Origin of the sequence: Zunongwangia sp. SCSIO 43204, from assembly GCF_019904275.1 — a bacterium.
GTDB lineage: Bacteria > Bacteroidota > Bacteroidia > Flavobacteriales > Flavobacteriaceae > Zunongwangia > Zunongwangia mangrovi.
Window position 1 is genome coordinate 3,619,136 of sequence record NZ_CP063204.1, and the last position, 21,710, is coordinate 3,640,845.

Annotated in this window: 24 protein-coding genes; 18 read left to right on the forward strand and 6 right to left on the reverse strand. The window is 34.5% G+C overall.

Translation table 11 applies throughout. The annotated features are described in order from the left end of the window. Window positions 1-45 precede the first annotated feature (45 nt). On the forward strand, window positions 46-540 hold the full coding sequence (locus INR75_RS16070; protein ID WP_092541550.1) for an RNA polymerase sigma factor: 495 nt from the start codon (window positions 46-48) through the stop codon (window positions 538-540). Between the two features lie 2 nt (window positions 541-542). Next, window positions 543-1,184, forward strand: a complete 642-nt coding sequence (locus INR75_RS16075; protein ID WP_223089585.1) for a hypothetical protein — start codon at window positions 543-545, stop codon at window positions 1,182-1,184. Between the two features lie 37 nt (window positions 1,185-1,221). Here the strand turns inward: INR75_RS16075 and INR75_RS16080 are convergent, their stop codons facing one another. Next, on the reverse strand, window positions 1,222-2,034 hold the full coding sequence (locus INR75_RS16080) for a 1-acyl-sn-glycerol-3-phosphate acyltransferase (protein WP_223089586.1): 813 nt from the start codon (window positions 2,032-2,034) through the stop codon (window positions 1,222-1,224). A gap of 151 nt (window positions 2,035-2,185) precedes the next feature. Beyond that, window positions 2,186-2,824 carry a CoA pyrophosphatase gene (locus tag INR75_RS16085; protein ID WP_223089587.1) on the reverse strand — a complete coding sequence of 213 codons (639 nt, stop codon included), beginning with the start codon at window positions 2,822-2,824 and terminating at the stop codon, window positions 2,186-2,188. On the opposite strand from INR75_RS16085, the gene INR75_RS16090 reads away from it, so the two are divergent. Beyond that, window positions 2,823-3,581, forward strand: coding sequence for a peptidylprolyl isomerase (locus INR75_RS16090; protein WP_223089588.1), 759 nt, complete (start codon window positions 2,823-2,825; stop codon window positions 3,579-3,581). The two genes, INR75_RS16085 and INR75_RS16090, sit on opposite strands and share 2 nt — an antisense overlap. A 143-nt stretch (window positions 3,582-3,724) precedes the next feature. On the opposite strand, the gene INR75_RS16095 is transcribed toward INR75_RS16090, so the two are convergent. After that, window positions 3,725-4,438 (reverse strand): RDD family protein, encoded by a 714-nt coding sequence (locus INR75_RS16095; RefSeq protein ID WP_223089589.1) that lies wholly within the window; start codon window positions 4,436-4,438, stop codon window positions 3,725-3,727. A gap of 38 nt (window positions 4,439-4,476) precedes the next feature. On the opposite strand from INR75_RS16095, the gene INR75_RS16100 reads away from it, so the two are divergent. The 8 genes from INR75_RS16100 to INR75_RS16135 all read left to right on the forward strand — a co-directional run bounded on the left by INR75_RS16100 (window position 4,477) and on the right by INR75_RS16135 (window position 12,681). Further along, window positions 4,477-5,442 (forward strand): stage II sporulation protein M, encoded by a 966-nt coding sequence (locus INR75_RS16100; RefSeq protein ID WP_223089590.1) that lies wholly within the window; start codon window positions 4,477-4,479, stop codon window positions 5,440-5,442. After that, window positions 5,432-6,295, forward strand: a complete 864-nt coding sequence (locus INR75_RS16105; RefSeq protein ID WP_223089591.1) for a hypothetical protein — start codon at window positions 5,432-5,434, stop codon at window positions 6,293-6,295. The genes INR75_RS16100 and INR75_RS16105 overlap by 11 nt, the downstream gene beginning before the upstream one ends. Continuing rightward, window positions 6,292-7,110 (forward strand): DUF4129 domain-containing protein, encoded by an 819-nt coding sequence (locus tag INR75_RS16110; protein ID WP_223089592.1) that lies wholly within the window; start codon window positions 6,292-6,294, stop codon window positions 7,108-7,110. The genes INR75_RS16105 and INR75_RS16110 overlap by 4 nt, the downstream gene beginning before the upstream one ends. Beyond that, entirely contained in the window at window positions 7,103-8,335 is a 1,233-nt protein-coding gene (locus INR75_RS16115) for a DUF4350 domain-containing protein (protein ID WP_223089593.1), read from the forward strand. The genes INR75_RS16110 and INR75_RS16115 overlap by 8 nt, the downstream gene beginning before the upstream one ends. A gap of 135 nt (window positions 8,336-8,470) precedes the next feature. Continuing rightward, window positions 8,471-9,484, forward strand: coding sequence for a MoxR family ATPase (locus INR75_RS16120; RefSeq protein ID WP_084841559.1), 1,014 nt, complete (start codon window positions 8,471-8,473; stop codon window positions 9,482-9,484). 2 nt (window positions 9,485-9,486) lie between these two features. Then, complete coding sequence (locus INR75_RS16125) at window positions 9,487-10,815, forward strand: DUF58 domain-containing protein (RefSeq protein WP_223091962.1); 1,329 nt, start codon at window positions 9,487-9,489, stop codon at window positions 10,813-10,815. Window positions 10,816-11,124: 309 nt separating this feature from the next. After that, window positions 11,125-11,553, forward strand: coding sequence for a DUF2141 domain-containing protein (locus INR75_RS16130; protein WP_223089594.1), 429 nt, complete (start codon window positions 11,125-11,127; stop codon window positions 11,551-11,553). A 165-nt stretch (window positions 11,554-11,718) separates the two neighbouring features. Next, entirely contained in the window at window positions 11,719-12,681 is a 963-nt protein-coding gene (locus tag INR75_RS16135; RefSeq protein WP_223089595.1) for a LysR substrate-binding domain-containing protein, read from the forward strand. 61 nt (window positions 12,682-12,742) lie between these two features. Here the strand turns inward: INR75_RS16135 and INR75_RS20525 are convergent, their stop codons facing one another. The 3 genes from INR75_RS20525 to INR75_RS16145 all read right to left on the reverse strand — a co-directional run bounded on the left by INR75_RS20525 (window position 12,743) and on the right by INR75_RS16145 (window position 14,406). Then, a complete protein-coding gene (locus tag INR75_RS20525) occupies window positions 12,743-12,940 on the reverse strand; it encodes a hypothetical protein (RefSeq protein WP_092541389.1) in 198 nt (65 codons plus the stop codon). A gap of 134 nt (window positions 12,941-13,074) precedes the next feature. Next, window positions 13,075-13,875: a TIGR00266 family protein gene (locus INR75_RS16140; RefSeq protein WP_223089596.1), complete on the reverse strand. Its 801-nt coding sequence runs from the start codon at window positions 13,873-13,875 to the stop codon at window positions 13,075-13,077. Between the two features lie 69 nt (window positions 13,876-13,944). Then, complete coding sequence (locus INR75_RS16145; protein ID WP_223091963.1) at window positions 13,945-14,406, reverse strand: DUF4442 domain-containing protein; 462 nt, start codon at window positions 14,404-14,406, stop codon at window positions 13,945-13,947. A 282-nt stretch (window positions 14,407-14,688) separates the two neighbouring features. Here INR75_RS16145 and INR75_RS16150 point away from each other — a divergent pair, with 282 nt between their 5' ends. The 7 genes from INR75_RS16150 (at window position 14,689) to INR75_RS16180 (ending at window position 21,562) form a co-directional block, all read left to right on the forward strand. Continuing rightward, window positions 14,689-15,180, forward strand: coding sequence for a DUF4870 domain-containing protein (locus INR75_RS16150; RefSeq protein WP_092541395.1), 492 nt, complete (start codon window positions 14,689-14,691; stop codon window positions 15,178-15,180). A 10-nt stretch (window positions 15,181-15,190) separates the two neighbouring features. Further along, window positions 15,191-15,586 carry a hypothetical protein gene (locus INR75_RS16155; RefSeq protein WP_223089597.1) on the forward strand — a complete coding sequence of 132 codons (396 nt, stop codon included), beginning with the start codon at window positions 15,191-15,193 and terminating at the stop codon, window positions 15,584-15,586. A gap of 17 nt (window positions 15,587-15,603) precedes the next feature. Further along, window positions 15,604-16,476 (forward strand): DUF5694 domain-containing protein, encoded by an 873-nt coding sequence (locus INR75_RS16160; RefSeq protein ID WP_223089598.1) that lies wholly within the window; start codon window positions 15,604-15,606, stop codon window positions 16,474-16,476. A gap of 70 nt (window positions 16,477-16,546) precedes the next feature. After that, window positions 16,547-16,891, forward strand: coding sequence for a PadR family transcriptional regulator (locus tag INR75_RS16165; protein WP_013071826.1), 345 nt, complete (start codon window positions 16,547-16,549; stop codon window positions 16,889-16,891). Next, the gene (locus tag INR75_RS16170; RefSeq protein WP_223089599.1) at window positions 16,884-18,620 is read left to right on the forward strand and encodes a PspC domain-containing protein; all 1,737 of its coding nucleotides are present in this window, start codon (window positions 16,884-16,886) and stop codon (window positions 18,618-18,620) included. The genes INR75_RS16165 and INR75_RS16170 overlap by 8 nt, the downstream gene beginning before the upstream one ends. A gap of 540 nt (window positions 18,621-19,160) precedes the next feature. Continuing rightward, window positions 19,161-20,438 carry a metallophosphoesterase gene (locus INR75_RS16175; RefSeq protein ID WP_223089600.1) on the forward strand — a complete coding sequence of 426 codons (1,278 nt, stop codon included), beginning with the start codon at window positions 19,161-19,163 and terminating at the stop codon, window positions 20,436-20,438. A gap of 305 nt (window positions 20,439-20,743) precedes the next feature. Beyond that, entirely contained in the window at window positions 20,744-21,562 is an 819-nt protein-coding gene (locus INR75_RS16180) for a GIN domain-containing protein (RefSeq protein WP_223089601.1), read from the forward strand. Window positions 21,563-21,710: the final 148 nt, after the last annotated feature.

Below are 21,710 nucleotides of genomic sequence, written 5' to 3' on the forward strand. Positions count from 1 at the left end.
ACATTTTATATATTATTACTACATATTAGTAGCTAACCAGTGATTGTGGAAAAAGAATTAGAGCACCAGTTTGTTTCCAAATTAGAGCGACACCAAAACATTGCGCATAAGATCTGTAGATTGTATACGCACGACAGGGAGTCGCATAATGATCTGTTTCAGGAAATTACGATACAGCTTTGGAAAGCCTACCCAAAATTTAGAGGTGAGGCAAAATTTAGCACCTGGATGTATCGAGTAGCACTAAACACCGCAATTACTTTATACAGAAAGAAAAAAAGAGGGATTAGAACCCAGGATTTCGATACTGTTCATTTTAAAATTAAAGCCGAAGAGTATGATGACGAAACCGAACAGCAATTAGGTTTAATGTATAACGCAATAAAAGAATTAAATGATATTGAAAAAGCCTTAGTTTTTTTATATCTAGAAGACAAAAATTACAAAGAAATATCTGAAACTTTAGGAATAAGTGAGGTGAATGCCAGAGTGAAGATGAATAGAATAAAAACTAAACTTAAAAGCGTTTTAAATCCGTAACTATGGATGGATTAGAATTATTAAAAAAGAACTGGAAAAGCCAGGAAGCAACGCTTCCGCAGGTTTCCTATGACGAGATCTACAACATGATCTGGAAGCGATCTTCGTCTATCGTAAAGTGGATCTTTATAATTAGCATCTGCGAATTTTTAATTGGCGTGCTTTTTAATTTAGTCGCAGCAGACGAAGAATACTGGAATTCACTAGAACAACTCGACTTAAAAGAAATAACCATGTGGGTTTATGGTATAAATTATCTTATAACCATATACTTCATGTTTAAATTCTATATGAATTACAGGAAGATCAACTCAACTAGTTCAGCAAAAAAACTAATGCAGGATATTATGAGAACTCGTAAAACCGTTAAATCTTATATCCTGTATGTTTTAATTGGGACTGCTGTAACTGCACTTGCTTATGCATATCTAATCATTTATCATCATATCGAAGATGCACAGGTTGCAGATAGTAGCGCGTATGTTTTTGATGCCTTAGACTGGTTAAAATTTACAGGAATCATCGTGGTAGCTCTAGGAGCTTTTATAGGAATATTATGGCTTTTCTACCGACTTATCTACGGAATTCTACTAAAACGACTAAAGAAAAATTACACGCAGCTGGAGAATTTGGACTGCGATTAACACCTGCATACTACATAATTCTGAATCAAAAGCGCTGTTATTCTTCTTTATAAGAGTAACGGCGTTTTTCGTTTAGATGTTCTATTTCTTCCAGCTCTTCCATCGGGATCACTTTTAAGAAAGAAGAATGCTGCTCGATAGCATATTCAATTTTTCCAACAATAGCATCAACACTATCATTTTCGTAGTCGATCTCTAAAGGTTCTTTTACCTGAAAAGATTGTAAAATTCCGCGTTTTTTAATTCGTAATCCTTTTTTATCAAAAGAACGTCTAAAACCATCAATAACGATAGGCACGACAATAGGTTTATATTGCTTAATAATATGCGCCGTTCCTTTTCTTATGGGTTTAAAAGGCGTTGTTGTTCCCTGCGGAAATGTAATTACCCAACCATCATCTAAAGCAACGCCTACGTTTTTAGAATCATCTGGATTTACTTTTCGCTTTACGTCTTGCCCTTTAGATCGCCAGGTTCTTTCAACTTTAATAGCACCGGCATAAGCCATAATTCTGGCAAGCAAACCAGCCTTCATGGTTTCCTTTGCCGCTACATAATAAATATTGAGTTTAGGATGCCAAATATATCCTACATTTTTAATGCTATCTACCCTACCGCTAAGACTCGCATTAAAAACGTGAAACATGGCCACTACATCTGCAAAATAGGTTTGGTGATTAGACACGAACAATACTCCCGTATCTGGTAAATTTTTAATAATTTCTGAACCTTCTATACTTAATTCATTAAAGCCGCGATAACGCCTATGCGTCATTAAGCCAAAAACACGAATAAGCCATTTTTTGATAATTAAAATATGTCCAAATGGATTTTTCTTTAATAATCCCATAGTTTCTTTTACGCTATTTACTCAATAATGGAGATGCAATGGTACAGTCATAATTCCAAAAAGGAAAAGCTTAAACTAAAGCATTTCTTAGAACATCATCAAAATCTCTCTTTTTTCTGCTGAAAAACCCACAAATATAAGTAATTCAATTTTATAGAATCTCGCGAAGCATTTCTCGCAATTCTCCCAGCATCATTCCTGTTGCTCCCCAAACGATTTGGTCATTGAGCAAAAAAGCAGGCACATCGATATTTTCCATGTAAGAGGTACTTAAATTCCTGGTGACAAAATTCGATTCATTTAAAAAATCCTCAAGTTTTACTTCCAAAATATCTTCGACTTCGCTTTCCTGTGGAATAAGCTGCGGAGTTTCAGTCATCACTCCAACATAAGGATGCACCCAAAAATTACTTGGCGGAATGTACAATTTCGATAATCCACGAATCACTTCTATTTTTTCCTGAGGAATACCAACTTCCTCTTCGGTCTCCCGTAATGCTGTTTCTTCCAGATCCCGATCCTCTACTTCTACTCGTCCGCCAGGAAAACCAATCTGGTTTGAATGCACTCCTTTGTAAGTTTTACGAAGTATAAGCACAAAGTAGGTTTGGTCGTTTTTAGGATAGAACACCGCCATTACTCCGGCTTTATTCGTTTTTTTTGCCGAAAAATCTATCTTTTTAAGTTCCTGCACCCTAATAGACGGCGCTAATTTATTGTGAGCCGCTTCGCCGGGTAGTTCTATTTTTTTTAAATTTGAAATTCTATTTTTAAACTCGAAGAAATCCATGTTTAAACGTGTATCAGTAATCGCAATTTTGGTTGTTAATATTTTTGCAAGTTGTGAAGATAAGAAAACTTCAAAGGAAAATAATTCAGAAAACACCTCTAAAGCCGTTAAAAATAGCACAAAAAATGAGGATTCTGTAAAAAGCGAAGTAGATTCGGCTAAAATCAAAAAAGGGCAGGCAAAAGCACTTACCGAGAAAGATACCGCATTTCCTATTCCGCAGGAAAAATTAATTCCTTTCTTAACGGAATACGGAAAGAAAAATCCAGAGAATAAAGTCCGTATCACAACCAGTTTTGGTTCTTTCGAGGTGACTTTATATCGAGATACGCCACTTCACCGCGCAAATTTTATCATGCTTATTAAAAACGATTATTTTGATAACACTTATTTTCATCGTGTAGCACCAAATTTTGTGATCCAAGGAGGAAATTCAGATAACGCATCTACAAATATCAAAAGACACGATATTGGTGATTATTTAATTCCGAATGAATTAGATGCTGGTCACCGCCATGTACGCGGAGCTTTTTCAGCAGCAAAATATGCCGAGCAAAATACGAGTAAAGCTTCTAGTCCGTTTGAATTTTTCGTGGTGTTGAATCCTAATGGAGCGCATCACCTGGACGACGAACATACGGTTTACGGTTATGTTTCTAAAGGAATGGATGTGGTCGACGAAATTTCTAAAGTAAAAACCGGCCAATCTGAATGGCCTATCGATAACATCGAAATGCAGGTAGAGATTATTGAGTAGCTTTTCTGTAGGCAGTGGACAATTAACAGTTAGCAATTATCAATAATCTAGGTTTTGGAGCAGCATTTTTAATTAAACAGATCTCATTTCTAGCCTCTAATATCTAGAATCTAGAGTCTAAGATCTCAAATCTAACTCCTAACCTATTGCTGCGTGAAATAATTATAATCTTCGATCACTCGTTTTACAAAAACCATAGGTTTTTCATCGAATTTCACTCCGAGTAAACTAGATAATTTTTCCGCTAAAACAATGATCACCTTATGATTTCCCTTTATTCGGGCATTTCTATAGATCTCTTTGACTTCCTGTACATCGCGATCTTTTAAAATGGTAACCTGAGGATATTTTGGCACGTAATCTTCAGGAATTTCAACAGCTAAAGTATTAGCTAAGCTTACTTTTCGTTTTTCAGAAATTACCGTTGTTTTTGCCGCCATATCTCCTAAGCGCTGCCCTTTACCGTTCAGCAAAATAGTAACTACGGCAATACTTCCGCTACCTAAACTTATATCAATAATTCGTAGCAACCATCGTATTAGATAGTTTACGAAAGCCGGGCGTGATCCATCTAATTTTACGACTTTAATTTTCATGGCAGATTTTCCCGGTGTTTTGCCATCCCAAAAGGTTTCGAACAATAAATAGTAAAGGAAAATAGGCAAACCAATCACCATATAATAGACCATTTCGCCAAATCGATCGGCTTCAAAACCCGCTAGTAAAAGCGCAGAAATGATCGAATAAATGATCATGATAAAAAAATCTATTAGAAAAGCTAAAACCCGATCACCAATTGAGGCCGAATTTTGCTGAATTCCGATATTTTGAGCGGTTTCAATTTGAAAATTATCCATTAAATATGTTTCTTTGAGGATCTAATTTAATCCTGAATATGCGCGAGGCTGCTTTTGTGAAGCAAAATAAAGATAAATGGCTAAAGTTTGAAAGTCTCCTGAAAAATAATAGCAACATTTCTCCAGATCAACTTTCTGCGGCTTATGTTGAAATTACAGACCATTTAAGCTACGCAAATACCTTTTACACAGGCAGTAATACGGCCAGATATCTTAACGATCTTGCTTCACAGGCACATCAAAAAGTGTATCGAAATAAAAAAGAATCAAAAAATAAATTCATTTTATTTTATACCAAAGAGTTTCCGCTGTTCTTTTACCAGTATCAAAAGCAATTATTATTCAGTTTTTTGGTCTTTGCCATTTTTGCGATCGTTGGGGCATATTCGGCCGCTAACGAAGATAGTTTTGTTAGAGCCGTGCTTGGTGACGCCTACGTCAATGCTACGCTAAATAATATTGAAAATGACGATCCTATGGCTGTTTATAAACAGGCATCAGAAACCGATATGTTTTTGGGGATTACCATAAACAATGTTAGAGTTGGCTTAATGGCATTTTCATTTGGAGTTCTGGCAGGTTTAGGAACGCTTATCGTACTTATGCAAAATGCAATAATGCTGGGATCTTTTCAGTATTTCTTTTATGATAAAGGTTTATTGTGGGAATCGGCCAGAACGATCTGGATTCATGGTACCATAGAAATTTCAGTAATTATTATTGCAGCCTGTGCCGGGCTGGTTGTTGGGCGCAGTATTTTATTTCCTAAAACCTATAGCAGATTACATTCGTTTGTGACAGGAGTTAAAGACGGACTCAAAATCGTAATTTCTACCGTTCCCTTCTTTATTATCGCAGGTTTTTTGGAAGGTTTTGTAACGCGACATACAGAGATGCCAGATGTTCTGGCCATCTTAATCATAAGCTTATCATTAATTCTAATTGTGTGGTATTATGTGATCTTACCACATCGTTTACATAAAAAATTCATTGATGGAAAATAAGATTTTCAGGTTTAGAAAAACCAGGGATTTTGGAGAACTACTAAGCGATACCTTTAAGTTTTTACGAGAAAATGCAAAAAGCTTTTTAAGTATCAATTTTAAAGTTTGTGCTCCTTTTTTAATCACCCTGATTATTACAAATGCATACTATACCTATGCTACCCTTGGGGTTGGATTTGAAGGTTATTCTAATCTTACCGGCTTTATAATTCCGGCGCTTATCAATACGCTGGCACTTTTTGTTTATTTTACTGCGCTATATCTAAGTGTATTTAACTACATTAAAGCTTACATTGCCAAGGATGGAAATGTAAGTATAGAAGACGTAAAAAATGGTTTAAAAAATGACCTTGGAAACGGACTTCTATTAAACTTTATCGTTGGTCTATTAACCGTTGTAGGATTTTTGTTTTTATTTATTCCCGGTATCTATCTTGGGGTTGTATTAACTTTAGCCTTACCAATATTGGTTTTTGATCAAAAAGGTGTTGGTGATACAATTTCCAGTGCTTTCGACTTAATAAAAGATAACTGGTGGCTTACTTTTGGGATTCTTATCGTTTTTGGAATCATTATGTACATTATTAATGTTGTTTTCCAAATGCCAATGATCATTTATATGATGATGTCTATGTTTTCTGGAATAGATGCTGGTATAGAAACGATGGCTCAAAATATGGAAACCAAAGATCCGGTTTTAATGGTATTAACGATCTTGGCTTCGATCGCACAATACCTGCTTTATATTATCACTCCAATTTTAATAAGCCTTATCTATTTTAATTTAAACGAAGAAAAAAACTTTACCGGTACTTACGACAGTATCGATAAGTTAGGTGAAGACCGCGAATGAGAATCTTAATTTCCTTCCTTTTATTACTGAATTTTAATTTTGCGCTTGCGCAGCAGGATACTATTGTCCAAACTGAAGCTGATACTAAGCTTGATCCTAATGCTGAAGTAGAATCTAAAAATACTTCTCAAGCTGAAGCTGAAGTGCAATTCGATAATACCAGCGATCTTAATCCTGTTCAGTTTAGCGAAACAAAAATTGAAGAGCTTAAAAAAGACGAAGATTTTAATTATTTAGAAGAAAAGCAGGAAAAAACCTGGTGGCAACAATTTAAAGAGTGGATCAATCAAAAATACCAGCAATTTTTAAACTGGTTATTTGGCGATTACGATGCTGGTAGTCTCTTTGGATTTATTCTGAAAATATTGCCTTATCTGCTTTTAATAGGAATCATTTGTTTAGTGATCTGGTTATTTACCCGGATGAATCCCGGAAAAAATATTCTTCAGGAACCACAAACATCAAAAGTGCATTTAGAAGATGAAGAAGAAATTATTCAAAATGCAGATATCCCAGCTTTAATAAAAAATGCGATCGAAAATGGACAATATCGTATGGCAGTGCGATACTATTATCTTCAGGCTTTAAAAGAACTGGATCTCAAAAAAATTATTGATTTTGAAGCTCAAAAGACCAACAACGATTATATTTCAGAAATTCAAAATACCTCGCTAAATAATATCTTCAAAAAAGTAACCCGCATCTACAATTTTATCTGGTATGGTGATTTTCAAGTTTCAAAAGAAGACTTTTTATTGGCAGAAAAGGGCTTTTCAGAATTAAATTCAACGATCAAAAACACCAAAAATGAGTAGGTTTAATAAAATTGCGCTTGGTGTTTTTATCCTCTTGGTAGCTTTTTTAACCTACCTCGAGGCGATCGAACCTACACCAATAAACTGGTATCCCAGCTATTCGAAGCTCGATAAGATTCCGCTTGGTAGCTATATTTTCTACGAGAACTGGAAAGAAACTAATCCAGAACATTTTGAGGAGGTTAATATTCCACCATTCGAATTTCTTAGCGATAGTTTAAGCATCACTAACGGATCTTATTTTTTCCTGAATAATTATGTGAATTTCGACGAAGATGAGCTTAATAAACTGCTTGCCTGGGTCGAGAAAGGAAATACCGCGTTTATTGCTTCAGATGTGTTTGGCGACAATGTTTTAGACACATTAAATCTGGACACCAAACCCTACAACAAAAAGATAGAAAACCAGATAAGTTTTATCCCAAAGACCGAATTAGATCTTGTAAACCCAAATTTTAATCAAGATGGTCCTTTTGAAGTTCCGCATGAATTCAGCTCTATTTATTTCAGCAAGATCGATACGCTAAAAACCACTATTTTAGGTACGGTAAGATACGACGACGATACCTTAAGTGAACCACAGATCAATTTTATTGAAACTGAATTTGGTGATGGTAAGATCTTTATGCACAGCACGCCTGAAGCTTTTGGCAATTATTTTATGCTGAAAAACAACAATTTTAAATATGCTGAAAATATTTTAGCTTATATCGATCAGGATACTCCAATTTACTGGGATAATTATTACAAAACCGGCAAAGCGCAACCAACGAATCTGTTGTATGTGATCATGCAAAATAAAGCGCTAAAATGGGCTTATTATTTAATGATATTAGCCTCGCTGTTATTTATTATTTTTGAAGGAAAGCGTAAACAAAGGGCAATTCCGGTAGTGAAACCACTCAAAAATCAGTCGTACGAATACACGCAAACCATTGCAGATCTTTATTTAGAACAAAAAAAGATCGATGAATTAACCCAAAAGCGAATTCAGCATTTTAAAGAATATATCCGTACAGACTTAAAGCTCGATCCTGATAAAAAACAAGATCATTTTTATACAATATTGGCTGATAAATCAGGGAATTCTATAGAATTTGTAAAAGAATTATTTAAAAATATCGAAGCCGTGAGCAATAAAAAAGCGACCGCCCAAGATTTTGAGAATATTAGCAAAGGCATCCATAAATTTAAATATGCCAATGCGCCAAAAGAAAAAATTTAGTTCGATTTTCGATAAAATCGGCTTAAAATAATGATTGAATTAAAGTAAAGCTAATGAAGTTATTATTGATATTAGATCTTTAATGAGAAAAAACTTCATAGCAATTAATCTCGATAATCGAGTAAAACTAGAACAATGGAAGAACCAAACATACAACCCGAAAACGAAGAAAATAGCGAGCTTAATTTTGATACCCGTATTCCGCTAGAAGAATTAAAAACTTCAGTTGACGATCTAAAATCTCAGCTTTCGAAAATCATCGTTGGGCAAACCGAATTTGTAGAATTATTGATCGTGGGCTTACTTTCTAACGGTCATGTACTTATCGAAGGCGTTCCCGGTGTGGCAAAGACCGTAACGGCAAAGCTTTTTGCTAAATGCCTACAAACCGATTTTAGCCGAATTCAGTTTACGCCAGATCTTATGCCTAGTGATGTTTTGGGAACATCGGTTCTAAATATGAAAACTTCAGACTTTGAATTTAAACCCGGTCCTGTTTTCTCGAATATCGTGCTAATTGACGAGATTAACCGCGCACCGGCAAAAACCCAGGCTGCCCTTTTTGAGGTGATGGAAGAACGCCAGGTAACCATCGACGGGACTCGCCACCAGTTACAGGATCCTTTTATGGTTTTGGCGACTCAAAATCCGGTAGAACAGGAAGGAACTTACGCCTTACCCGAAGCACAATTAGACCGATTTCTATTTAAGATCGAGGTTGATTATCCAAAATTAGAGGAAGAAATTGATATTTTAAAAGGACACAACGAGCGAAAAGGTGCAAAACCAGAAGCGAATATTGTTCCTATTCTTTCTCCTGAAAAATTAAATGAGCTTAAAACACAGATTTTCGATATTAAGATTGAAGAAAAATTGTTGCATTATATCGCTGAACTGGTGAGCAAAACTCGCCAGCACGCGCATCTTTATTTGGGAGCTTCACCAAGAGCTTCGATCGCAATTATGAATGCATCAAAAGCTTTTGCGGCTATTGATGGTCGTGATTTTGTGATTCCAGAGGATATTAAAAGATCACTAAATCCTGTGTTGGGGCACCGTATTATCCTTTCTCCAGATCGCGAAATGGAAGGCATGAAAACTCGTGATGTTATTCAAATGATTAGCCAATCTGTAGAAATCCCTCGATAGTGATCAAATTCCTTAAATCTTTATACTTAACTAAGCGCTTCTTTTATAGTATCGCTGCAATCACAGTGCTGTTCCTGTTTTCGTTCTGGATCACAGCCATTTATCCTCTTGTTTGGGTGATATTGGTGATTTTAAGCATTGCTTTAGTTATAGATATTATCGCGCTTTATCAAAGTAAAGGTTTTAGTGCCAAAAGAATTTTACCCGAGAAATTCAGTAATTCAGATGCCAATTCGGTTAAGATTCAGATTAAAAACAGTTATTCTTTTAAGGTTTTTGCTGAAGTTATCGACGAGCTTCCCATTCAGTTTCAGAAAAGAGATTTTTTATATACTGCTGAAATAAAACCTGCTGAAAACTTCGAATTTGAGTACGAAGTGACACCCTTAGAACGTGGTGAATATATCTTCGGAAAATTAAATATTTACGCACAAAGCATCCTGAAATTGGCCAAAATAAGGAAGGTTTTTAATGCGGAACAAATGGTGAAGGTTTACCCGTCGTTCATTCAGATGAAAAAACTGGATTTTCTGGCAATAGATAACCGCATTTCGCAAGCCGGACTCAAAAAAATACGCCGACTTGGCCATACCATGGAGTTTGAGCAGATAAAAGAATACGTAACTGGCGACGATGTGCGAACCATTAACTGGAAAGCCACCGCAAAACATCGAAGTTTGATGGTGAATCAATTTCAGGATGAAAAAGCACAGCCGGTTTATTCGATTATCGATACCGGTCGCGTAATGAAAATGCCTTTTGAAGGACTTAGTTTACTGGATTACGCGATAAATAGTAGCCTTGCTTTTTCGAATATCGCCCTGCGGAAAAAGGATAAAACAGGGATGATTAGTTTTTCTGCGAAAATCGAAAAAATCCTGAAAGATTCTTCAAGGATGAGTCAGCTTCAACGCATCATGGAGAGTTTGTATAATATTAGCACAGATTTTAAAGAATCTGATTTTGGTAGTTTATACGCCGGGATCAATAGATTTATTACACATCGCAGCTTATTGATGCTCTACACTAATTTTGAGCATCCATCGGCTTTAGAAAGACAATTACCTTATTTAAAAGCCATCAATAAACGTCATGTTTTAGTGGTGATCTTTTTTGAAAATACTGAAATAACCAAACTACTCCACTCCCAACCTGAAAATCTTAGTGAAAGTGCTCACCAGGGAATCGCCGAAGAGTTTAGCCAGAACAAAGTAAAAATGGCTAAAGAATTACAGCGACACGGCATCCAAACCGTGCTTACCAAACCAAAAGATCTAAGCATCAATGCCATTAACAAGTATCTTGAAATTAAAGCAAGAGGCTTGATTTAGAAGTTTAAAATATTGGATTGTTTGTATTCTAGATGGTTAAGATGTGTTAGTATTTTAGAAAATCTTTCTGAAAATATACATCCTCATGAGTTATCCTGGCAGAAAAGACTTCACTTTCTGATATTTTTAGTTGTCTTCAATTCTTCAAAACCCTAAATCAAGAACGGTTCGCTGTAAACCGTAAACTGTTAACTAGTAAACTCCAAAATACAATTCAGTAATAAAAAATTACAGTTCAGTAAGTTGATTTCTAATCAATTGAACATCTTCCCTACTTTTACAGTGTTCAACTAAATAAAACTAATCAACATGAGAACTTTAGCCATTATTTTCGCATTATTTATTTCTGGACTTGCTGCAAGAGCACAGGAAACCGCAAAAGATTCTACCGGAACTATTTCCGTAGAAATAGTAAACGTAACCAGCGATAACGGAAAAATTGTTTACGGTATTTATACGAAAGACAGTTTTATGAAAAAACCAAATTTCTCTAAAACTGCTAAAATAGAAGATGGAAAATCTGTTGTAACTTTTACAGATATTCCAGCAGGTGAATATGCTGTGATCTGCTTTCATGACAAAAATGATAACAACAAAATGGATTTTGAAACTAACGGAATGCCACAAGAAGATTATGGCGTTTCAAATAACAAGCTTAATCCTTTTGGCCCACCGGTATGGACCGATGGTAAATTTACTTTTGACGGTAATGAAGAAAAAATTAGCATTCGATTTTAACTAAAATCAAACTAAAACAACCCGCATGTAGTTGATGCTATTTGCGGGTTTTTAGTATAGACAAACTTTAGTTTTTATTCGTTCGCAATAGAAAAAACTAATATATTTGTAGTATACGATAGTTAGGAACTAAATCCATATTATCCAGTAATATTGTTGTAAACTATGACTATAACTCAGTTGCATTATGTTTTGGCAGTTGCAGAACATAAAAATTTTACAAGAGCGGCGCAAAAAGTATTTGTTACACAGCCTACGTTAAGTATGCAAATTCAAAAGCTTGAAGAAGAGCTGGATGTTCTTATTTTCGACCGTAGTAAAAAGCCTATCGAGCTTACTGATACTGGGAAGAAAATCGTTACCCAGGCTAGAAATATTGTAAACGAGAGTGATCGAATTCAGGATATTGTAGATCAACAAAAAGGATATATTGGCGGTGCCTTTCGTTTAGGGATTATTCCTACGGTTATGCCTACGCTATTACCGATGTTCATCAATAATTTCATCAAAAAATATCCAAAAGTAAAACTTCAGATCGAAGAATTACATACCGAGGCTATTATTGAAAAACTAAAAGAGGGGCATTTAGACGCAGCAATCGCGGCAACTCCGCTAAATATAGAAGGCATTAAGGAAAATGCATTATATTACGAGCCTTTTGTAGGATATATTCCGCCAAGTCATCGTTTGCATAACGAATATAAGATCGATGTGAATGATCTGGATATTGACGATATTTTGCTTTTACAGGATGGCCATTGTTTTAAAGACGGAATTATCAATTTATGTAAAACGGTAAAATCTAGTGAAGACGAACATTTTAGACTACAAAGCGGTAGTTTTGAAACCTTAATCAAGCTTGCTAACGAAGGCTTAGGAATGACGCTTTTACCTTACCTGCATACTTTAGATATTGCTGAAAAAGACAAGAACAACTTAAAAATGTTTAAGGATCCTGTGCCAGCAAGGGAAGTGAGTTTGATCTATAATCGTAGCGAATTGAAAATGCAGATTATCGATGCGATGCGTAAAGTTATCGCCTCTGTAGTGAAAGGAGCGATTACCTTCCAAAATGTAGAAATTATTAGTCCTGCGCAGCAGAAGAATAAAAAAGAACTTCAGTATTAAAAATCTGATCTTATAAAAAAGAAAAAGCGGCTAAAAGCCGCTTTTTTAATTTTTTATCATGTCAAGAATTTAAATAAATTAAGCATTGATTTAGTTCCGGATTCTGTTTCGTAAGTGCTTCAATCCAAATTTTAAGTTCCTCTATTTCGTGAGGCAATAATCTAGAAATCGCTTTTTTTACTTCCTTACAGAATAATGTTGCATCAAAACTCACCTTATCAAGGATCGTTTTGGTGTATTCAAACATCGCTCTCGCCATAATTTGATACTGATTTAATTATTAGTTAGGTTAATTTAAAAAAATGTAAAAATTTCTCTATAAGCTGCGATTTTAACGTCTTAAATATAAAAAATTTTCACACTTAAACCACATATAAACAAATCTTTAACATTTTAAAATCGGTTATCGCCGCTTAAAATATCACCAATTCCTCCTAAAATACTTCCTTCACCTTTATCTTTTCCTCCAGCTTGTGGAGCAGCCTGTAAAACTCTGTTTGCTAATCTACTAAATGGTAAAGATTGTACGTAAACAACGCCCGGGCCAGTTAAAGTGGCAAAGAAAAGACCTTCACCTCCAAAGAAAGTATTACGAATTCCGCCTACAAATTCGATATCATAATTAACAGTTTGTGTGAAACCAATAATGCAACCTGTGTCGACTTTTAAAGTTTCGCCAATAGCTAATTCTTTTCTGGCCATTGTTCCGCCGGCATGTACAAAAGCCATCCCGTCACCCTCTACTTTTTGCATAATAAATCCTTCACCTCCAAAAAATCCTCTACCTAGTTTACGGCTGAATTCTATTCCTATAGAAACACCTTTCGCTGCACATAAAAATGCATCTTTCTGGCAAATAAATTTACCTCCAAATTGCGTAAGATCGATAGGAATGATCTTTCCCGGATATGGTGAAGCAAAACTTATTTTCTTTTTACCCTGCCCCATATTCGAAAAGATCGTCATAAATAAACTTTCTCCTGTAAGTAATCGCTTCCCGGCACCCAGCACTTTTCCTAAAAAGCCTTCGTTTTCTTTACTCCCGTCTCCAAAAATGGTATCCATTTTAATACCATTATCCATCATCATAAAGTTACCAACTTCTGCAATTGCAGCTTCCTGTGGATCTAACTCCAACTCTACATACTGCATTTCTTCGCCAAATATTTCGTAATCTATTTCGTGAGCGTTCATAATTTAAGTTTTAGTGGTTTTATCTATTAGAATAGAAAATTATTGAAATGTTACAGGCGGTTTAAAAGTTTATTTTCTTGTCTTTACTTTTACCGTCCATTCAAATTCGAATGTAGAAACCGGTATTCCCTCTTCATTGATGCCTATAGATTTCATCCAAAAGGTCTGGCCTTCTCCTGTTTTTAAAGTTTCTGAAATTGCATTATCAATCAAAGCTCCGTCTTCACATTTAAAGATGATCTTTCCTGTAGCCTTTTTGGTAAAAACCGATCTATTTTGAGCCACTAACATTGATATTGGTTGTTTTTGCGCTCTTATTTTTGAAATAACCAAAGCTCCTGTACTTAACTCGGCTGCCATTGCCTGCACTGCGAAATACATACTTTTAAAAGGATTTTGATTAATCCATTTATGTTTTACTCCTACACTGCAATTAGTATCTGAAATCGCTTTAACCCTAACACCACAAAGCCATGCGCTTGGTAATTTCAGCATTAAAAATTGATTGAGTTTCTTAGGCGTAATTTGCATAGTATTCATTATTTCTTTTAAAGATATCTAAATTATTTCAAATTTTAAATACGGCATAAACCTTAATTAAATGTTAAATTTAGGTACTATGCTTTGCAAAATACCTTCTTTTAACCATATATTTGTATAAGAAATTAACTGGCATAGGAATTTCTAAATTTAATTAGTTAAGAATTATCATATTTATCAATCAAAAAAACGTCTTTATCAGGACATTACAAACCGGACTTAAAAACATCAAAACCATCATTTTAAGTCCGGTTTATTAAAAAAGAAAACGCAATGGAATCATCAGCAATCAAACAACAAGATCAAACCCTGGCCACGATCATCCACCTTTCGGTTTTTTCAAAATTATTTATCCCTTTTGGCAATTTTATTTTCCCGGTGATCATCTGGCTGGTAAGTAAAGAGAAAAAATTTGTTAATCATCACGGTCGAAATGCCGTAAACTTTCAGTTAAGTTTATTACTTTATTACATCATCATTGCCTGTATTCTTATTGCCACGATAATTATTATGGGTGCTAGAATCCCTTTTGAATTTTTTGAATATAACGCTTACAACTTCAGGATAGACCGCGTTAACGAAGAAGCTATTTTGCCCTTTGTTATCGTTCTATTTACAGGAGGAATATTTCTACTTGGCCTAATTGTCTTTGAACTTTACGCTGTAATTAGTGCAGCTAAGGATGCAAGCGAAGCAAAAGAATACAAATATCCATTATGTATCAACTTTATCAAAGAAGACACTACTCTAAACGAAGCTTCTTAAAACATCCATCATGAAAAAATTAATCAACATCAGTCTAATATTAGTCGTTTTACTCAACAATTCTTGTGTAAAAATTGAAAATGAAATCTCCGATTCTAAATATTATGATCTTGACGGAAGCTGGGAATTATACGAGGGTAAAAGCGATATCAAAAGAATCGACTTTGAAGATGAAAATGTGGTTCTTAAATCTGAAGACGAAACTATTCAGGGAAAATTAGGGACTTACATTACAAGCACTTCTTCTATAGATTTATTTATTTTCTCTACGGTAAAAAATAAGAAAATACCATCGATAGAATATTACAATAGCGATAAAAAAGTAGAATTCCCTATTTATTATGAAAGACTTGACGATAAAAACTTTATCACAATAAATGACGATGTATATCAAAAAATAAAATAATCATCAATTTATCGAATATGAATCCATCAATCAAAATATCACAGATCTTCATCACGATTTTGTGTGCTTTACAGAGCAGTTTTGGTTTAGCGCAGCAAAATGAAAAAGTAGAGATCATGCTTGTTGGCTTTGCGCACTTAAGCCAAATGCAAAATGGCACTGAAGCTGCAAGTATGTTTAATCCCAAAAAGCAACAGGAGCTTGAAAAAATTACGGCTAAAATTGCACAATTTAAACCAGATGCCATTATGGTTGAATTAACTCCGCAGGAACAACAATGGGCAGATAGCCTTTATCAGTTATATCAAAACGATAAGCTAGACCTTAAGAAGTTTGAGAATGGTGCAGGTGAGACTTACCAGGTAGGTTTTAGGCTGGCTAATAAACTGAAATTAGATCATGTTTACGGAATCGACTTCAAGTCTTCTACATCCCAAAATTTGCTGAAAGAAGGTAATCATTTTGAGTATTTCCAAGAGCAATTAAAAAAGCTTCAGCAAACCTCAAAACCTTTAGGGAAACAGGTGATGGAAAATTCACTTTCATTATACGATTTCACAAAAAAGATCAACGAGCCAGACATGCTTAATCTTTCGTATAGAGCCGTTTTCAACTATCCGGCTTATGTGCAAAATGGCGATTTTAATAAGGACGGTATTAATTACAGAGCATTAAATCCCGAAGAAAAAAGATATGCAGGCGCCGAGTATATTAGTCTGTTTTTCGATAGAAACATTAAGATTTATTCAAACATTTTAAACACACAATTAAAAACAGGAAGCAAGAGAATTTATGTAATGATGGGACAGGCTCATATTGGGATTTTAAAAGATCTTTTAGAAGACAACCCAAATTATGAGATTGTAGACGCTCTTGCATATTTAGATTAGTCATTCAATTTATCAAACATAATCATCAATCAAAAAATGAACATTTTAACAACATTCAAAACCAAACGCTATGAAGATAGAGAACACCAAAGCACAAATGCGTAAAGGTGTACTGGAGTATTGTATACTTTCGGTTTTAAAAGATGAAGATGCTTACGTAGCTGAAATCTTAGACACCCTTAAAGATGCCAAATTACTGGTAGTAGAAGGAACGATATATCCTTTGTTAACCCGACTTAAAAATGCAGGCCTACTCTCCTACAGATGGGAAGAATCTACCAGTGGGCCACCAAGAAAATATTATGGATTAACGGAAACTGGCAGATTGTTCTTAACCGAACTTTCCTCGACCTGGGATGAGCTGCAAACCGCAGTAAACATTGTAACTACTCAAAAAAAGAAAAATCATGAATAAGACGATAAACATAAATCTTGCGGGCATGTTCTTTCATATCGACGAGGATGCCTTTAAAAAATTACAGCATTATCTGGATGCCATAAAACGTTCGTTTACCGATAAACAGGGACGCGATGAGATCATCCTGGATATTGAAGCTCGTATTGCTGAACTTTTTGCTGAAAAAAGAGCAGATAAGAGCCAGGTAATAAGCATGAAAGATGTAGATGAAGTGATCGCCATAATGGGGCAACCTGAAGATTATATGGTAGATGAAGACATCTTTGAAGATGAACCTGAAACTACTTCTTCTAAAAAGACCAAAAAATCTTCGAATAAGCGCTTTTACCGTGATACCGAAAACTCTTATGTAGGCGGAGTAAGCAGTGGTTTAGGTCATTACTTAGAGATAGATGCCATTTGGATACGCTTACTTTGGGTTGTTCTTACCCTGGCCTCTAGCGGTATTTTTCTTTTGATCTATGTGGCCTTTTGGATCTTTACTCCAGAAGCTAAAACCACCGCAGAGAAACTTTCTATGCGAGGGGAAGAAGTAACGATCTCGAATATCGAAAAAAAAATTAGAGAAGGATTTGATAATGTTTCAGAAAAAGTAAAAAATGTAGATTATCAAAAATATGGGAACCGTGCAAAAGCAGGTGCAGGAAGTGCAGCATCAGCCTTCGCAAGTATTATCAATGTATTTTTAAGAATTATCGTTGGTTTTGTAGGAATCATAATTCTACTTGTTGCCGGTGGTGGTTTGATCGCATTGTTCATTAGCTTGTTCACTTTTGGAACTTTTGGAATCATCGATGCTCCCTGGAACGATTATTTGATGATGCATATTTCTGAAACTTCTTTATGGTTGGGAGTGATCTTTAGTTTCTTCGTTTTTGGAATTCTATTATTCTTCCTATTCGTCCTAGGCTTAAAGATTCTGGTTAAGAATTTAAAATCGATAGGAAATACGGCAAAACTAGTATTGCTGGGTATTTGGATCATTTCAGCAATTGGTCTAGCGGTTATTTCTGTAAAAGAAGCTACAAGTAGAGCGATTAGTGAAAATGTGGTTGAAACATTTTCTATTCCTACGACTAAACAAGATACGTTAATGATCGAAATGAGAAATAACAATCAGTACAAATCATACGTAGGATATAGAAATCACAATGTTCAATTAAAATATGACGAGAATGAGAATGGAGTATTGTACTCTGAAGATATTAGAGTAATCATTCGTTCAACCAAAGATTCTATTGCAAAAATAGAAGTCAATAAAGAGGCAGATGGTAAAAGTGTATTAGATGCAAAAAGAAGAGCTGAAAACATCGAATATGGCTTTGATCTAAAAGGCAATACACTTTATCTAGATAGTTACTTTTTAGTTAGAGAACAATTAAAAGCCAGAGATCAGGAACTTTATGTTACGCTATGGTTCCCTGAAGGTAGCCACTTTATTGCAGACGATAATGTAAATTATTTTCATAGAAATAGTTACAGATCTAATGATATCTTACAAAATGACCAGGAAGGTTATTTATTAAGAGTTGAAGACGATCATGCGGTATGTTTAGATTGTCCTATCGAAGAAATTGAAGAGGAAGATGAAGATGTTTTAAATTCAGACGATGATACTTTTAATACCTCTGCAGAAGAAGAAAAATATTTAGAGGAACAAAAAAAGCGATTTGAGGAAGATACCACAACTGTAGATGAACCAACTGACGCATCAGACGATTTTTGATGCGCCAGTTTCTAACACAAATAAAAGTGTATAAATAGCACACAGCTAAAACTTAACCATCAATCAAAAACCAACCAATTATGATTAGTCTTTTAAATGTAATCATCAGTTTTCTTATGCTCGTGCTTTCTCCTCACTTGGAGATTGCACGACAAAAGGAAAAAATCCTTGAAATTTCGCATAAAATCGAGTGTAGCTATGCTGAAAACGAATTTTTGAATAAGATTTAGAAACTAAATATTATTTAATAAAGCTTATCTCTTTCGTAGCCTGACTTGTAGAGTGAATAATTAAAAGCCAGAACTTAAAAAAATGAGTTGCTGTTGGAAAGCAAACTGTCATAGCGTATCATCTTAAGTAGATTTATCGAATTTTGGCATCGCTCTTTTTAGGCTTAAAGGCTTCGTGTTAGAATATTTTCTTCCCCTATTCAAGGTCCAGAGAATGTATCCATTCAAATAAAATGAACTCGTGTCTCCTTAATTTTTGAAAAACTCTACTTAAACCTATTCCTTCCATTAAAAAAACCTCAATTTCTATATGAAACAAAAACGCCACATAATTATCAAAACCTTAAAATGGGGCGCCATTTGTATATTCGGATACTTATTCTTAACAACGCTAATATTTGGACATACTAATTTAGATACAAGAACTGGAGTTCAGAGCTTTGGATGGTCTGGACTAGATGCGTTATTTTCAGATCAAGAATTCGGTCTTTTTATTAACGAACCCTACAAAACTAAATTGAAGGGAGTTGATGGTCCCTATATTTTCGATAATGTTAAATACCAGGTTAATCAAAAAAATGAACTTAAAAAAAATACGTTTGATAGAAGAAAACCAATAAATATTCACGTGAGAAATCAAGATGAGGATAAATTTGAAATTATCCTTAAAAATTCTTACGAAAATGAGGTGGCTTATTATGACCTCCCATCTAGATTAATTGCTATTTCTGATATCGAGGGAAACTTCAATGCCCTTTACAGCTTCCTTATTAATAATAAGGTAATGGATGAGAATTATAACTGGATCTTTGGCGATGGACATTTAGTATTAAATGGTGATTTTTTTGATCGGGGAAAAAATGTTACACAGTGTTTATGGCTTATTTATACTTTAGAGAAAAAAGCGGAAGAGAAACATGGAAAAGTACATTTTATTAATGGCAATCATGAGATAATGAATTTGATGGGTGATATCTCCTATTCTCAGCATCATTACATTGAAGTCGCTAAACAAGTTAGCCAGAAAACAAATTGGGAAAAGGCAGCAAAATTTATGTATTCTGAAAAATCAGAATTAGGTAAATGGCTTAGAACAAAAAATGTTATCGAAAAAATTGGCCCGTACTTGTTTGTTCATGCTGGGCTAACTAAAAAATATATTCAAGAAGATTTAAAAATCGATGAGATCAATAAAATTGCTAGAAAATATTATGGAAAGACTGTAGCAAAGACACTTTCTGGTTCTAAGGAAAATTTGATAGTATATTCTCAAAATAGTCCTTATTGGGACAGGAGCTTAGCCACAAAAACTTCTTACAAATTAGCATTTATGCTCAATGGAGAATCTTTAATCGAGACATCTCAAACGGATTTAGATTCAATTTTAAAGTTTTATAATGCAAAGAAAATCGTAATAGGTCACTCTGTAGTAAATGATGTTAGTACAGATTATAATACCAAACTTATTAAGATTGATGTAAAACACGGTTTAACTAAAAATAGCCTTAAAACTAGGGGTATCTTGATTGAAAACAATAAAATCTTTATCATAAATAGTTTGGGTGAAAAGAAAAGATTATTGTCTTGAATAGATCTTGTTGCTCCAGACAGACGACTTAAGTCTGGCCGAAATTATTCCATGTAGAGAAATATAAGAATGAAATTTTATTATTTGGCAATAATCTCAAATTGTCAAGAAATAGTAAACTATCTCATTAATAAACTGAAATGAAAAAATTTGCAAGAGTTTTTCTATAAAGAACTTACCAAGCAGGGTTATATTATCCATACACAATAATCTTTAGGTTACTGCCTATATTTCGTGTTTTAAATTTAAAACATTCAGTTTATGGCGTTCTTTTTGATATAGCTAACTGAATCAAAAATAGAAATATGAAAAAAGGTCTTTGTCTCCTACTATTTTTAGTGACGCTTGCTTCACAGGCGCAGGTGGTAGGAAACCGAAATGTAGTGAACAAAAAAAGAAATCTGGATAATTTTACCGAAATCCACATTACAGGAGATTTTGAAGTTAGCCTTACTCGCGGAAATTCGGCTTTTGCTGAAGTTGAAGCAGACGAGAATCTTCACGATATTATACGAACAGATGTGGTCGATGGTGTACTTTTTATCAAACCTGCAAAAGAAATTAAACGCTCTAAACGACAGGAAATAAAAGTGGAATTCCCAGAAACCATAACCAAAATAAAACTAGAAGAAAATGCCGAATTAGATGCTTCTAAAGGACTTAATTTATCTGATATCGAAATTGAAACTACGGGTAAGTCGAAGCTATTTTTAACCTTAAACGCAACTAATTTTAAGCTAAAAAACGGTGACGATGCTCAAATTGAATTGAATCTGGAAGCTAAAGATGCCTATTTTCAATTAAATGGAAGCAGTAAAATAAATGCTTTAGTAAACTCCCCTTTTTTTAAGTTAGATAACTACGAACGTGCTGATGCTGAAATTGAAGGAACGGTAGAAGATTTTGAACTTAGAACAGAACATTCCAGTACTTTTGAGGGTAAAAACCTAACTGCAACCAACGCAAAACTTATTGCTGAAGGACGTTCTAAAAATGAGATTTCAGTAGTAGAAAATTTAAACATCATTGCCGAGGATCGTAGCGAAACTACCATTTTTAATACTCCAAAGATCGAGATCGAAAAATTTACAGGAGAAGCAGTTTTAAAGAAAGCTGAGTTTTAAAATTCTTTTCAATCCACTTCAGAGCAAGTTGGTGAGATATTTATCAGAAAAATATTCATTATCTCGAAGCAAGTCTCGGAGCATTTAATCTCGATTATCGAGAAAAATAATACAAAATAGAAAGGCCGGATTTTATATTCCGGCCTTT

Bases quoted from the DNA above. Each gene is read 5' to 3' on its own strand.
- INR75_RS16075 (WP_223089585.1), top strand. From the start codon at position 543: ATGGATGGATTAGAATTATTAAAAAAGAACTGGAAAAGCCAGGAAGCA.
- INR75_RS16080 (WP_223089586.1), bottom strand. From the start codon at position 2,034: ATGGGATTATTAAAGAAAAATCCATTTGGACATATTTTAATTATCAAA.
- INR75_RS16090 (WP_223089588.1), top strand. From the start codon at position 2,823: ATGTTTAAACGTGTATCAGTAATCGCAATTTTGGTTGTTAATATTTTT.
- INR75_RS16085 (WP_223089587.1), bottom strand. From the start codon at position 2,824: ATGGATTTCTTCGAGTTTAAAAATAGAATTTCAAATTTAAAAAAAATA.
- INR75_RS16095 (WP_223089589.1), bottom strand. From the start codon at position 4,438: ATGGATAATTTTCAAATTGAAACCGCTCAAAATATCGGAATTCAGCAA.
- INR75_RS16100 (WP_223089590.1), top strand. From the start codon at position 4,477: ATGCGCGAGGCTGCTTTTGTGAAGCAAAATAAAGATAAATGGCTAAAG.
- INR75_RS16105 (WP_223089591.1), top strand. From the start codon at position 5,432: ATGGAAAATAAGATTTTCAGGTTTAGAAAAACCAGGGATTTTGGAGAA.
- INR75_RS16110 (WP_223089592.1), top strand. From the start codon at position 6,292: ATGAGAATCTTAATTTCCTTCCTTTTATTACTGAATTTTAATTTTGCG.
- INR75_RS16115 (WP_223089593.1), top strand. From the start codon at position 7,103: ATGAGTAGGTTTAATAAAATTGCGCTTGGTGTTTTTATCCTCTTGGTA.
- INR75_RS16120 (WP_084841559.1), top strand. From the start codon at position 8,471: ATGGAAGAACCAAACATACAACCCGAAAACGAAGAAAATAGCGAGCTT.
- INR75_RS16130 (WP_223089594.1), top strand. From the start codon at position 11,125: ATGAGAACTTTAGCCATTATTTTCGCATTATTTATTTCTGGACTTGCT.
- INR75_RS16135 (WP_223089595.1), top strand. From the start codon at position 11,719: ATGACTATAACTCAGTTGCATTATGTTTTGGCAGTTGCAGAACATAAA.
- INR75_RS20525 (WP_092541389.1), bottom strand. From the start codon at position 12,940: ATGGCGAGAGCGATGTTTGAATACACCAAAACGATCCTTGATAAGGTG.
- INR75_RS16140 (WP_223089596.1), bottom strand. From the start codon at position 13,875: ATGAACGCTCACGAAATAGATTACGAAATATTTGGCGAAGAAATGCAG.
- INR75_RS16145 (WP_223091963.1), bottom strand. From the start codon at position 14,406: ATGCAAATTACGCCTAAGAAACTCAATCAATTTTTAATGCTGAAATTA.
- INR75_RS16150 (WP_092541395.1), top strand. From the start codon at position 14,689: ATGGAATCATCAGCAATCAAACAACAAGATCAAACCCTGGCCACGATC.
- INR75_RS16155 (WP_223089597.1), top strand. From the start codon at position 15,191: ATGAAAAAATTAATCAACATCAGTCTAATATTAGTCGTTTTACTCAAC.
- INR75_RS16160 (WP_223089598.1), top strand. From the start codon at position 15,604: ATGAATCCATCAATCAAAATATCACAGATCTTCATCACGATTTTGTGT.
- INR75_RS16165 (WP_013071826.1), top strand. From the start codon at position 16,547: ATGAAGATAGAGAACACCAAAGCACAAATGCGTAAAGGTGTACTGGAG.
- INR75_RS16170 (WP_223089599.1), top strand. From the start codon at position 16,884: ATGAATAAGACGATAAACATAAATCTTGCGGGCATGTTCTTTCATATC.
- INR75_RS16175 (WP_223089600.1), top strand. From the start codon at position 19,161: ATGAAACAAAAACGCCACATAATTATCAAAACCTTAAAATGGGGCGCC.
- INR75_RS16180 (WP_223089601.1), top strand. From the start codon at position 20,744: ATGAAAAAAGGTCTTTGTCTCCTACTATTTTTAGTGACGCTTGCTTCA.